Origin of the sequence: Arthrobacter sp. CC3 (assembly GCF_039907775.1) — a bacterium.
GTDB lineage: Bacteria > Actinomycetota > Actinomycetes > Actinomycetales > Micrococcaceae > Arthrobacter.
In genome coordinates this window covers 41,480-53,581 of record NZ_JARCCY010000003.1, presented here as the reverse complement: position 1 = coordinate 53,581, position 12,102 = coordinate 41,480, and the positions used below count along the sequence as shown (strand labels likewise).

Below are 12,102 nucleotides of genomic sequence, written 5' to 3'. Positions count from 1 at the left end.
GCGGACCCCGCCGGGTCGGGCGGGCTCAGCGCTCGAAGATGCCGGTCAGCGTCCCGCGGCCCAGCACGTGCGGGGCCATCTTGGATTCCAGCTTGCCCGGGCTGGCTCCCGCGTCCACCCCGAGGCGCTCCACATCAAGGGCGTAGACCGTGACGATGTACCGGTGCGGGCCGTGGCCGGGCGGCGGCGCGGCGCCCAGGTAGCCGTGGAAACCGCCGTCGTTCTTCAACTGCAGCGCACCGGCCGGAAGGTGCCCGCCGCCCTCGGCACCGGCGCCGGCGGGAAGCGACGTGACGCCTGCCGGGAGGTCCAGCACCGCCCAGTGCCAGAAGCCGCCGCGGCCCGGGGCGTCCGGATCGAACATCGTGACCGCATAGCCCTTGGTCCCTGCCGGCGCACCGCTCCAGCTCAGTTGCGGCGATTCGTCCTTGCCCCCGGCGCGCATCTTGCCGCTGCGCTGGGCGGGCGGCAGGGTGTGGCCGTCCTGGAAGGACTCGCTGCTGACGTGCAGGGACGGGGACTGGTGGCTGGACATGTGCTGCCTTTCAGTTGCTGGCGGAGTCGGCATTCCTCAGGTCGTCGCCGGCGAGCGCGGCATCCCGTTCGGCGGCGGATTCCGCCTCGCGTTCCAGGCTTTCGAGCTCGAGGTGGTTGAGTTCGGCCCTCGTGGGCGGGTTGGCTCCCGGCCGGGACACGGTGACGGCGGCAGCCCACGCCGCATGGGCCAGCAGTTCGCGGAGCGACTCGGCCGGTAGTTCGCGCAGCTCCTTGCGGTTCTGGGCACCGTCGAGGCCGCGGTCCACCAGCCCGGAAATCAGCGCGGCCATGAAGGAATCGCCTGCGCCCACCGTGTCCGCCACCTCCACCCTGGGAGCGGGGAACTCCGCTTCCCCGGCGGCCGTGATGCCCCACGGTCCGGCCGCGCCGCGGGTCACCACCACCAGGGCGGGCCCCTCGGGACCGCCGAGGGACAGCCACCGCCGGGCCGACTCCAGGACGTCCACGCCGGGGTACAGCCATTCGAGGTCCTCATCGGAGGCCTTCACCACGTCCGCGAGGGTGACGAACTTTTCCGCCTGCCGGCGGGCATAGTCCACGTCCGTGATGATGCTGGGGCGGCAGTTGGGGTCGAAGCTGATGGTGGCCGAGGGGTGCGCGTGCTCGACGGCGGCAAGCACCTCAGCGGCCCCCGGCGCCAGCATGGTGGCGATGGAGCCGGTGTGCACCAGGGTGGTGCCCTGCAGCATGAACGGCAGCCGGTCAGCGAGTCCGGGAAGCTCCCAGGCGAGGTCGAACGTGTAGGTGGCGGCGCCGTCGTCGTCGATCAATGCGGTGGCCACGCTGGTGGGCAGGGCATCCGGGCCCTGCGGGACCATCACCGAGCTGGATTTCAGGTGGGCCGCCACGGACTCGCCGTAGGCGTCGCGCCCGAACCTGCCGATGAACTGCACGGGGTGGTCCAGCCGCGCCAGTCCCACTGCCACGTTGAGCGGGCTGCCGCCCACGTGGGCCTCGATTCCCGAGGATCGTTGGACAACGTCGACCAGGCCTTCGCCAATAACTGTGAGCATGGTCATACTCTGCCAGAGAAGGGGGTGCGCGCGCTCCTGGTTACGCTGGCGGGGCGTTGTCCAGGGGCACCCCGGCTGCCTCGGCGTCGCTGAACCTCGCATCCAGGTGGACCACGTCCCGGCCCGCGCGCTGCAGCAGGCTGGCAGCCACGCCGGCCCGGTAGCCGGTTCCGCAGTGGACCCACAGCCGTCCGGCCGGCACTTCGCCCAGGCGGGTCAGGAGCTGGTGGACGGGAACGTTGACAGCACCGGCCACATGGGACGCAGCGAACTCGTCCGTCCGACGCACGTCAAGGACCGTGTCACCGTCCGTGCGGCCTGCCAGCAGGCCGTCCCAGCCGACCCGCGGGTAGGAGGCGACGGCGGCATCCGGCGCCAGCGCCTGCGGCTCGGTTCCGACGGCGGCATCCGGCGAATCGATGCCGATGCGGGAAAGGTCCCGGATGGCCTTTTCAACGTCCTCGCGCGAGCCCACGAGGGTGAGCTTCTCATCCCAGGGCAGGACCCAGCCCAGGTAGGTGGTGAAGTTGGAGCCGCTGCCGTATTCGAAGCTGACGCTGCCCTTGAGGTGGTTGCTGGCGAACGCCACGCGGCGGCGGAGGTCAACCACCCACTCGCCGTCATCCAGGCGGCGGGTGAGCTCTGCGGGGTCCACGGACTCCGGGACGGCAAGGTCCGCGGGTCCGGGCCCCTTGGCGTTCAGGGCACCCATGTGCGCGTAGTACGAGGGGTACGCGGAGAGGTTGGAGATGAGCTCCTGGACGAAGTGGTCCTCGTCCGGATCGGTGAGGGCGTGGTTGGCAGTGAGCTGCTCGCCAAGAGTGGAGGAGCCCGCCCTGCTGGCCGGGCCGGAGGAACAGAACGATCCGAAGCCGTGCGTGGGAAACAGTGCCGCTTCGGGCCGCGCCTCGGTCACGAGCCGGCGAACGGAAGCGTACTGGTCGTGGGTCAGGCCCACGGTGTCGGACGCGGCGACCAGGTCCGTCCGGCCGACGGAGCCGTACAGCAGGCTGCCGCCGGAGAACACGGCCTGCCTGTCGCCGTCGTCCACGATGAAGGACAGGTGGGTGTGGGTGTGTCCCGGCGTGGCGACGGCCCTGACCGTCAGGGATCCCACGCGGATTGCCTGGCCGTCGGTGATGGCTTCTCGCTCGAACTGGACCGGGTCCGCGGCGTTGACCAGGTACTTGGCGCCGTGGGCTCTGGCGAGCTCCAGGCCGCCGGTGACGTAGTCGTTGTGGAGGTGCGTTTCAGCGACGTGGGTGATGGTCACGCCCGCTTGACGCGCGGCGGCCTCCACCCGGTCGGTGTCCCGCTGCGGGTCGATGACCAGGCCCACCGCGCCGTCGTGCACCAGGTAGCTCCGGTCTCCCAGCGGCGGCGTATCGATGACAATGACGTCCATGGCATCCTCCTCGGCGGCCTTACCTGCCCCTGGCGGCGGGCTTCCGGCCGTATTCAAACCATACCCATAGGGGTATGGCGCAGCAAGAGGCCGGCGCAGGCCTCAGGCCTGGTTTCCGTGTTCGTAGACGTCCGGGATGCCGTCCTGGTCCGAGTCCACCTTTTCGCGTTCCTCCGCCTCGCGGTACTGGCGGTTCCTGGTCCGCAGCACCACGGCTGCCAGCATTGCGGCGAGGACCGACGCCGCCAGGATGCCAACCTTCGCGTGGTCGTCGTGCAGGCTGCCGTGGCCGAAGCTGAGTTCCGCGACCAGCAGCGACACAGTGAAACCGATCCCGGCCAGCAGGGAAACTCCAAACACGTCGATCCACTTGAAGGACGCGTCCAGCCGCGCCCGGGTGGCCTTGGTGAGGATCCACGTGGTGCCCATGATTCCCACCGGCTTGCCCAGGACGAGGGCCATGATGATACCGATGGCCACGGGGTCGGCCAGCGCCGAACCCAGCCCTTCCCAGCCCCCGACGGCCACCCCGGCCGAGAAGAAGGCGAAGACGGGAACGGCCACTCCGGCGGAAATGGGACGGAAGCGGTGTTCAAAGATTTCCGCGAGGCCGGGTCCGGCGTCCGGACCTCCGCTGGCCTTGGACCGGAGCACCGGCACGGCGAACCCCAGCAGCACGCCCGCCACCGTGGCATGGATGCCGGAGGCGTGCACCAGGGCCCAGGTGGCGACGCCGAGCGGCAGGAGGATGGCCCAGGCCGCCAGGAAGTGGGTGCCGAAGAAGCGGCGGTACCTCTGGGCCAGGAAGGCGTAAAGGGCCAGCGGGATGAGGGCGGACAGCAGCGGGGCGGCCTGGATGTCGCTCGAATAGAAGAACGCGATGATGCTGATGGCAATGAGGTCGTCCACCACCGCCAGGGTGAGCAGGAAGATGCGCAGGGCACTGGGCAGGTGTGAGCCGATGATTGCCAGCACCGCCACGGCGAACGCGATGTCCGTTGCGGTGGGGATGGCCCACCCGCGCAGGGTTTCCGGGCTGGCGATGTTCACGGCGGTGTAGATCAGCGCCGGAACAATCACGCCGCCGGCCGCGGCAGCCACGGGCACGATCGACTTGCTGATCTGCCGCAGGTCCCCGGCCACGAACTCCCGTTTGAGTTCCAGGCCCACCAGGAAGAAGAAAATGGCCAGCAGTCCGTCGGCTGCCCAGGCGCCAAGGCTCAGCTCGAGGTGCCAGGGTTCGTACCCGATCCGGAAATCCCGCAAGGCGAAGTAGCTGTCGGAGACCGGTGAATTTGCCCAGATGAGGGCGATGACGGCCGCGGCCACGAGGAGGGCGCCGCCTACGGTTTCCTTGCGCAGGATCTCGCCGATGCGCAGCGATTCCGCGTAGCTGCCATAGCCAAGGACGGTGAAGCGCGGTTTGGCGTCCGGGGCGGGCGGAGGTGTGTGGCTCATGAAGCGTCCTAAACGTTGAGTCGACAAAATCATGCCGACCAGACTTCCCGGCGCACCTTCGTCCAGTCTAGGGGACGGGCCCTGCCGCCGCGCGGGCCGAGGCGGCGCGGCGGTTCAGCCCAGGAGTTCCTGCACCAGGTCCCGGCATTTCCGGTAGGCCGGGGCTTTGGGGTCAATCAAGGCGAAGTGGTCGCCGGGTACGTGGAGCAGCTGGACGGGTCCGCCCGCAGCCTTGGCCGCGCCGGCGTAGGACACGGACTGGCTGGCGGGAACGTCGTCGTCGTCACTGCCGTGGACGGCGTACACGGGAACCCGCAGCGGGACTGCGCTCATGGGGTCCGCGTATTTGTGGCGTTTGGGGTATTTCGCCGACGAACCGCCCAGCAGGTTGCTGACGGCGCCGTTGCTGAGGTTCAGCTTTTCGGCATCGGCCAGGTTCAGGAGGCCGGCCTGGCTCACCACCCCGGTGAGCTGCACGGCGCCGTCGTCGTCGTTCCTGCGCTTCAGCTGCCGGTCAGCGTCCGGTGCGCCCAGCTGTCCGAGCCGGGTCCGGCCGGCAGCCCAGACGGCAAGGTGCCCGCCGGCGGAGTGGCCCAGGGCCACCACTTTTTCCAGCCCGAGCCCGTGGATCGCCGCTACGTCCCTGAGTTTGTCGATGCCCGCCAGCACGTCTTCGAAGGTGTGCGGCCAGCCGCCGCCGTTGCCGGCGCGCCGGTACTCCAGGTTCCAGGCGGGCATTCCGTGCATGGCAAGGTCCCGGGCCAGCGGTTCGCCCAGCTCGGCGCCGTACTGCGAGCGCCAGTACCCGCCGTGGATGACCACCACCACGCCGCGGGTTACCGCCGCGTCCGGCAGGAACAGCTCACCCCACTGGCTGGGGTCATCGCCGTACTGGTACTTGTGCCGCTTCACTGCGTCCTCCTTCGGGCCCGACGAACAGGAAGCGGACAGTGCCCCCAGTGTCACTGCTGCGGCGGCGCCAAGAAGCCCGCGGGAAAGCAGGGTCCGACGCCGCACATCAGCCATGTGCCGAGCCTACCTTGGGCGGCAGACAGCTTGCGCCAGCGCGTTCGACGGCGGCGCCGTGCGCCGTTCGCCGCATGCACCGCGGCGCCACGGACGGCGCTGCCCGGGGGTGTCACCCGCCTGGCTGTCGCAGGCCGCCCGTAAGCTGGAAACATGGCTACCAACTGGGACCGCCTGGACGCAGGCCTGCGCGAGTCCGTGCAGGAAAACGTGGAGCTCTATGCACGGGTGCGCCCTGCCCTGAAGCTGGTCACGCGGGAAGTCCTGCTGACGCTGCGGAGCATGCTCAAGGACACCGAGGTAACGCCGCTGTTCGTCACCGGCCGCACCAAGACAGTGGAGTCCTTCAAGGAGAAGATTTCCCGTGTGGAGGAACCGCTGGAACCGGGCGGACCGCCGGTCCTGAAGTTCCCGGACCCGTTCCGCACGCTCAATGACATGGTGGGCGTCCGCGTCATCACCAAGCTGCCGGCAGAGAACGCGGTGGTGGCCAACCTGATCAAGCGCCAGCGGCAGCTCTTTGACTGCCGCGGCGACCGCGAAAAGGACATCGGCTCCATCGAATCCGGCACCTACGGCTACTCCAGCCGGCACCTGATCCTGCGGACCATCCAGAACGAGGCGGTGAAGGAGTACCAGCAGGCGTTCAACCCGGACATCCAGCCCAACGGCAGCTACTTCTTTGAATGCCAGATCCGCACTGTTTTTGCGCATGCCTGGAGCGAGATCGAGCACGACATCCGCTTCAAGGCCGAGGACCCGCGGGCCTGGACTCCGCATTTCGACCGCCAGTTCACCGCCACGGCGGCCATGCTGGAAACAGTGGAAGGCGCCTTCGCGGACCTGCACGAACGGTACGAAGAAGTCCGAAGCTACTGGGACACGGACGGTGAAGGCGCAGCCCAGCTCACACCCAACCGGATCCGCGACGTCTGGCGGACGCTGCTTCCGCACGTTGACCGTAAAGTGGATGATGACTGGGGGTGGGCAGCCGAACTCATGGCGGCGCACGGCCTCAACCAGACCATGCAGCTGGCAGAGCTGCTCAGCGCGAACCGGATCACCGAGGTCCGCAAGGCCCTGGACCACAGGTACTCCCCCGGCCCGGACCGGCTGCTGGATGACCTGCTGCTGTGGCAGTACGGCACCAAACACATTGACCTCACCGCGGAGGCGCCCGACGTCGTTCCGCACCCCCGGCGCGACAGTCTCCTGCGGAGGCTGAAGCAGATCGAGCGCTATCGCCAGACCAAGCCCTAGGAACACATGAAGCCCGAACAACTCCAGTCCGTCCGGGCCACGCTCCGCTCCCCGCGCCGCCTCAAAACCGAAGCCCTAGCCGGGCTGGTGGTGGCGCTGGCCCTCATCCCCGAGGCCATTGCCTTCTCCGTCATTGCCGGCGTGGATCCCCGGATCGGGCTGTTCGCGTCCTTCACCATGGCCGTCACCATTTCTTTCGTGGGCGGCAGGCCCGCCATGATCTCGGCAGCTACCGGCGCGGTTGCGCTGGTGATCGCCCCGCTGATGCGGAGCCACGGCCTGGACTACCTGATCGCCGGGGTGATCCTGGCGGGGGTCTTCCAGATTCTCCTGGCCCTCCTGGGCGTCACCAAGCTCATGCGCTTCATTCCGCGCTCCGTGATGGTGGGTTTCGTCAATGCCCTGGCCATCCTTGTGTTCATGGCGCAGCTGCCCGAGCTGATCAACGTTCCCTGGCTGGTCTATCCGCTCGTGGCAGTCGGGCTGGTGATTGTTATTGCGCTCCCGCGGCTGACCACGGCCGTGCCCTCCCCGCTGGTGGCCATCGTGGCGCTCACATTGTTTGCGGTGCTGGCCCACATCGACGTTCCAGCCGTCCGGGACAAGGGCCAGCTTCCCGAAAGCCTGCCGTCCCTCTTCATTCCCAATGTGCCGCTGACGCTGGAGACCTTTCAGATCCTCGCACCCTTCGCGCTGTCCATGGCGCTGGTGGGCCTGCTGGAATCGCTGATGACGGCCAAGCTCGTGGACGACATCACCGATACCCGCTCGAACAAGACCCGCGAGTCCTGGGGCCAGGGCGTCGCGAACATCGTCACCGGATTCCTCGGCGGCATGGGCGGCTGCGCCGTGATCGGCCAGACCATGATCAACGTCAAGGGCTCCGGCGCCCGGAGCAGGGTGTCCACGTTCCTGGCCGGCGTCTTCCTGCTGCTTCTGGTAGTGACGCTGGGTGGCATCGTGGGGCTGATCCCGATGGCCGCTCTGGTGGCCGTGATGATCTTCGTCTCCGCCATCACGTTCGACTGGCACTCCATCGCCCCGAAGACACTTAAGCGGATGCCCAAGTCCGAAACAGCGGTCATGCTCATCACCGTGGGCACCGTCGTGGCCACTCACAACCTGGCCATCGGCGTGGGAGTCGGCGTGCTGGCGGCCATGGCCATGTTTGCCCGGCGCGTAGCCCACTTCGCCACCGTGGAACGGACGGAGATCGAACTCAACGGAGACACCGTTGCCACGTACACAGTCGACGGGGAGCTCTTCTTCGCCTCCTCCAACGACCTCTACACGCAGTTCGAGTACGCCCGCGATGCCGCACCCACGGTGGACCGCGTCATCATCGATTTCCATGCCTCCCACCTGTGGGATGCGTCCACCATCGCGGTGCTGGACGCCGTCACCGAGAAGTACCGCAGGCACGGCAGGGAAGTGGAGCTGATCGGCCTCAACTCCGCCAGCAGCCAGATGCGTGAACGGCTCGCGGGGAAGCTGAACGCCGCGGACTAGGGCGGTTCCGCGCGCCTGCCACACAACGCTGCAGGCCTTCCGGCCTGCCGACACAAATCGTTGTCTAATTCATATGACAAGAATTGTCATCTACAGTTGGAGGGGAGCAGCCTGCGGCTACCGTGCAGGCGCACCACCTTGGGGGAGGTCCAGCATGGCAGGTAAATTCGAACTCGTCGCCGCGGAACAGGGCGGCGTCCGCATCCGGCTCGTCAACGGCGCAGGCAACATCCTGGCAGTGTCGGGCATTTACCGGGACAGCGCAGCGGCTGCTTCCGGCGTCACGGAGATCCGCGAGCACGCAGCCACGGCGCACATCGCCGATTACAGCGGCCCGAAATCCGACACAAATGTCTGACGTCTGTTCATGAAGTGGCTGGAATAGGCGCCAGGATGTGAGCATTATTGGATGCTTGAGGCAACAAAAACCCACGATAACTCCGCAGCCGGCCCCGAAGCCGATGCCGCCCCGCTGAATCCGGCACTGGCCGCCGAGGCGAAAATCGCCCGGATCGCCGTCACGGTTTTCCCGCTGCTGGTAGTCGCCGCAGGCATTGCCGGCTTCCTGCTGCCCGGCGCCTTCAAGCCCATGGGCCCCAGCGTCCCCTACCTGCTGGGCATCATCATGTTCTGCATGGGCCTGACGCTGACCCCGCCGGACTTTGCCTCGGTGGTCAAGCGCCCCTGGGCCGTGGTGCTGGGCATCGTGGCCCACTACGTGATCATGCCGGGTGCTGGCTGGCTGATTGCCGTGGCGCTCAACCTGCCGCCCGAACTGGCCGTAGGCCTCATCCTGGTGGGCTGCGCACCGTCGGGAACGGCCTCGAACGTGATGGCTTTCCTGGCCAAGGGCGATGTGGCACTGTCCGTGGCCGTCGCGTCCGTCTCCACGCTGATCGCTCCGATCGTCACTCCCCTGCTGGTCCTGTTCCTGGCGGGGTCCTTCCTGCAGATCGATGCCGGCGCCATGGTCCTGGACATCGTCAAGACCGTCCTGCTGCCGGTGGTTGCGGGACTCCTGGCGCGCCTGTTCCTCAAGAAGCTCGTCGCGAAGGTGCTGCCGGCGCTTCCCTGGGCGTCCGCCGTCGTAATTTCACTGATTGTGGCGATTGTGGTGGCCGGCAGCGCCAGCAAGATTGTTGCTGCGGGCGGCATCGTGTTCCTTGCCGTTGTGCTGCACAACGGTTTCGGCCTGGGCCTCGGTTACCTGGCCGGGAAGCTCGGCCGCCTGGACGACAAGGCCCGCCGCGCGCTGGCTTTTGAAGTGGGGATGCAGAATTCCGGCCTGGCCGCCACGCTGGCAACGGCCCACTTCAGCCCGCTGGCGGCGCTGCCGTCCGCGGTGTTTTCGCTCTGGCACAACATCTCGGGGGCCATCGTGGCCGCCTGGCTGGCCCGCCGCCCGCTGCGTGATACCGCTGCTGACGCGGCAGTCCCAGCCGCCCAGGACGCCTAAGCGCTCAGTTGCGGTGGTGTTCGATCAGCCAGCCGGCCATCTGCTGGGCCCGTTTCGACGCCAGGAAGTCCCCCTCGGTGGCTGAAATGATGGAGCCTTTCATGAGGATGTGCCAGGACCGCGCGAATTCCTCGGTCCGGCTCAGCCCGGCCTCCTCGGCCAGGGCCTCGATGTGGCCGCGGATCCGGCTGAGGTAGCCGATGCTCGCCTTCCCCAGCGGATGCTCGGGTCCCATTTCCAGCAGGACGTTGATGAACGTGCACGCCTCGAAGTCATCGCGGTGGAACCAGTCGCCGAACACATCGAAAACAGCGAGCAGCCGCTCCTCGGGGGTGCTGCCGCGGCGGCGGGCTTCGGAGACGATGAGGTCAACGGTCCACACCTGGTCCCGGAGTGCCAGAAACGCCAGGACCAGGGCGTCTTTTGACGGGAAATGCCGGTAGAACGTTGCCTTGGCCACCCCGGAACGGCTGATGAGTTCGTTGGTCCCCACATCGCGGATCCCGCGGCGGGAGAAAAGCTCATAGGCGGTCGCAAGAATGCGGTCCACTGGGTCATCGCGGCCCGCCATTGCCCGGGCGGGCAGCAGCGAGGAACGGTTGGCGTCGTCGGCAGTCATCGTAGAAGGAATTTTACATGGAGCGCTGCTGCCGCCTCCCATGGTGCCCCCGGATGCCAAGCGTTTCCGGCCGGCGGCGGAACGGGCCGCGGTGGAGGGCCTGGATGAAGCTGTCCAGAAGTGCGGGGTCCTTGGCGTTGTTGGCCAGGTCCACCAGGTCGGCTGCAGTCCGGGCCAGCTTGATGTTGCTGTGTTGGCTGTGGCTGACGAGCAGGTTGAAGGCATCCTCCGCACTGATGTGCAGGGCCCCCATCAGGATCCCCTTGGCCTGCTCGATGGTGCTCCGGCTCGCATTGGCCGCTGAGACGGCGGCCCGGGCGAACTGTTCGGTCTCACGCCGCAGCGTCATGGTGAGGTCGACGACGAAGCCGGCTATGTGGCTCAGCCTGGCGTCCCGGTCGAGGATACCCTCCCCTGTTGTCAGGATCCGGTGCTCCCGCAGGCGGGCGTCGATCAGCCGGTCGAAACTGAAAAATTTGCCGCCCTCGTTGTGGACCTGTGTGAAGATCTCCCTGCTGCGGTTCCGGTCGTCCGGGTGCTTGTGCGAGTGGAACAGTTCCAGGGTGGGCACAATCTCGCCGCGGCCGTAGCCGTGGATGAGGTATAGCTCCTCGGACCAGTCGAGCCTGCCGGTTGCCGCGTCAAACCGGAACGTCCCGGCGATGCAATCCCCCGCCGCCAAGGCGCCGGAGTGCGCCTGCGGGGTTTTCCGTGCGGCCATGGAACTTACCACGCAGGAAAATCTGCGACGGACCCCGGCTTGAGGGGTTGCTGCCACCGGGCCAGAATCTGCTGCCTGCGGCTGGCTGCCCGGCTCCTAAAGGCAAGAGCTACGGACGGTCCGCGGGAAGGTTGGGGCTTCGGGGCCGGGACTTCGGTGACGAAGCCCGTTCCTGCGTACTCGCGCACCGCTGCGATCCCGGCCACGGCGGCCCGTTTGTCCGGGAAGGGCTTCGAGAGCGCCATAACTGTTCCGTCAGGAGCTGTCAGCCGAAATCTAAAGGAAGCATCCGCATCGGAGAAAAGTTCAAACATGCCTGCCATTGAGCCCTCCAGGAAACTCGGGATCATGCCACTCCCGATGACGCCGTTGTCAGCGGAAGCAGCCTGAATCCATCCATGTGTAACCGGCCGATGTAGCGGTCGGGGGAATTGATGAATTCATGAAAGTCTGAACTACTCAAGCCGTCCGCGCAAGGGCTGTCCGCGGACTAAATCCAACGATCATCCCTTTGCGGCCGGGGCTACGATATAGCTGCGACGGGGGCCGATTCGCGCCGTCGACAGACAGACCTTTCTGTCTGCCGTAGGCTGTATTCGTTGAACAGGCGTTATGGTTACCGCCGCAATGCAGACGTTAGGAAGGGAGGCCCGATGAAGGACGAATTGCCTGCAGGCGTGGTCCTGAGTGAGGTTAAGGCCGAACTCTTCAAATCTCTGGGCCACCCTTCGCGGATCCGGGTCCTGGAGTTGCTTGCCGACGGCCCCGTTGCCGTCAGCCGGCTGCGCGACGACACAGGCCTCGAACCCTCGAACCTCTCGCAGCACCTCGGCGTGCTCCGCCGCCAGCGCCTGATCGTCCCCTCGCGCCAGGAAGGCCGGCTGTTCTACGAACTCTCCTGCCCCGAGGTGAGCGGCCTCCTCCTCTCGGCACGGTCGCTGCTTGTCACGGCCCTGCAGTCACAACGCCTGACGCTGATGACGCTGGATGAGCCTGCAAAGGAATCCGCGGTCCGCTAGCGACTCTGTCGGCCCGTTCCCCCGACGGCACCTGGGCGCCTGCCCGGATAGGCTTATG

General features: G+C 67.1%; 13 protein-coding genes. 5 read left to right on the top strand and 8 right to left on the bottom strand.

Annotated features, from left to right (window positions below; translation table 11 throughout):
- Window positions 1-25: 25 nt before the first annotated feature.
- The 5 genes from PV761_RS02055 to PV761_RS02035 form a co-directional block, all read right to left on the bottom strand.
- Complete coding sequence (locus PV761_RS02055) at window positions 26-535, bottom strand: YbhB/YbcL family Raf kinase inhibitor-like protein (RefSeq protein WP_347893959.1); 510 nt, start codon at window positions 533-535, stop codon at window positions 26-28.
- Between the two features lie 10 nt (window positions 536-545).
- Window positions 546-1,571 carry a carbohydrate kinase gene (locus tag PV761_RS02050; protein WP_231511126.1) on the bottom strand — a complete coding sequence of 342 codons (1,026 nt, stop codon included), beginning with the start codon at window positions 1,569-1,571 and terminating at the stop codon, window positions 546-548.
- 40 nt (window positions 1,572-1,611) lie between these two features.
- Window positions 1,612-2,976 carry an MBL fold metallo-hydrolase gene (locus tag PV761_RS02045; RefSeq protein WP_347893957.1) on the bottom strand — a complete coding sequence of 455 codons (1,365 nt, stop codon included), beginning with the start codon at window positions 2,974-2,976 and terminating at the stop codon, window positions 1,612-1,614.
- Window positions 2,977-3,078: 102 nt separating this feature from the next.
- Window positions 3,079-4,434: a Na+/H+ antiporter NhaA gene (nhaA, locus tag PV761_RS02040; protein ID WP_043438034.1), complete on the bottom strand. Its 1,356-nt coding sequence runs from the start codon at window positions 4,432-4,434 to the stop codon at window positions 3,079-3,081.
- A 114-nt stretch (window positions 4,435-4,548) separates the two neighbouring features.
- Window positions 4,549-5,346, bottom strand: a complete 798-nt coding sequence (locus PV761_RS02035) for an alpha/beta hydrolase (RefSeq protein WP_028270270.1) — start codon at window positions 5,344-5,346, stop codon at window positions 4,549-4,551.
- Window positions 5,347-5,613: 267 nt separating this feature from the next.
- Here PV761_RS02035 and PV761_RS02030 point away from each other — a divergent pair, with 267 nt between their 5' ends.
- The 4 genes from PV761_RS02030 (at window position 5,614) to PV761_RS02015 (ending at window position 9,685) form a co-directional block, all read left to right on the top strand.
- A complete protein-coding gene (locus PV761_RS02030) occupies window positions 5,614-6,720 on the top strand; it encodes a RelA/SpoT domain-containing protein (protein WP_028270269.1) in 1,107 nt (368 codons plus the stop codon).
- Window positions 6,721-6,726: 6 nt separating this feature from the next.
- Window positions 6,727-8,229, top strand: a complete 1,503-nt coding sequence (locus PV761_RS02025) for a SulP family inorganic anion transporter (RefSeq protein ID WP_347893954.1) — start codon at window positions 6,727-6,729, stop codon at window positions 8,227-8,229.
- Window positions 8,230-8,383: 154 nt separating this feature from the next.
- The gene (locus tag PV761_RS02020; RefSeq protein ID WP_043438031.1) at window positions 8,384-8,587 is read left to right on the top strand and encodes a YegP family protein; all 204 of its coding nucleotides are present in this window, start codon (window positions 8,384-8,386) and stop codon (window positions 8,585-8,587) included.
- 51 nt (window positions 8,588-8,638) lie between these two features.
- Window positions 8,639-9,685, top strand: coding sequence for a bile acid:sodium symporter family protein (locus PV761_RS02015; protein WP_347893951.1), 1,047 nt, complete (start codon window positions 8,639-8,641; stop codon window positions 9,683-9,685).
- A 4-nt stretch (window positions 9,686-9,689) separates the two neighbouring features.
- On the opposite strand, the gene PV761_RS02010 is transcribed toward PV761_RS02015, so the two are convergent.
- Genes PV761_RS02010 through PV761_RS02000 form a run of 3 tightly spaced genes read right to left on the bottom strand, consistent with a single transcriptional unit; the run spans window position 9,690 to window position 11,339 of the window.
- Entirely contained in the window at window positions 9,690-10,304 is a 615-nt protein-coding gene (locus PV761_RS02010; protein WP_028270266.1) for a TetR/AcrR family transcriptional regulator, read from the bottom strand.
- Between the two features lie 13 nt (window positions 10,305-10,317).
- Entirely contained in the window at window positions 10,318-11,025 is a 708-nt protein-coding gene (locus PV761_RS02005) for a PAS and ANTAR domain-containing protein (RefSeq protein WP_028270265.1), read from the bottom strand.
- A gap of 5 nt (window positions 11,026-11,030) precedes the next feature.
- Entirely contained in the window at window positions 11,031-11,339 is a 309-nt protein-coding gene (locus PV761_RS02000; protein ID WP_331280045.1) for a YegP family protein, read from the bottom strand.
- A gap of 339 nt (window positions 11,340-11,678) precedes the next feature.
- Between PV761_RS02000 and PV761_RS01995 the strand changes: the two genes are divergently transcribed.
- Complete coding sequence (locus PV761_RS01995; RefSeq protein WP_347893949.1) at window positions 11,679-12,044, top strand: metalloregulator ArsR/SmtB family transcription factor; 366 nt, start codon at window positions 11,679-11,681, stop codon at window positions 12,042-12,044.
- The last annotated feature ends 58 nt before the right edge of the window (window positions 12,045-12,102 follow it).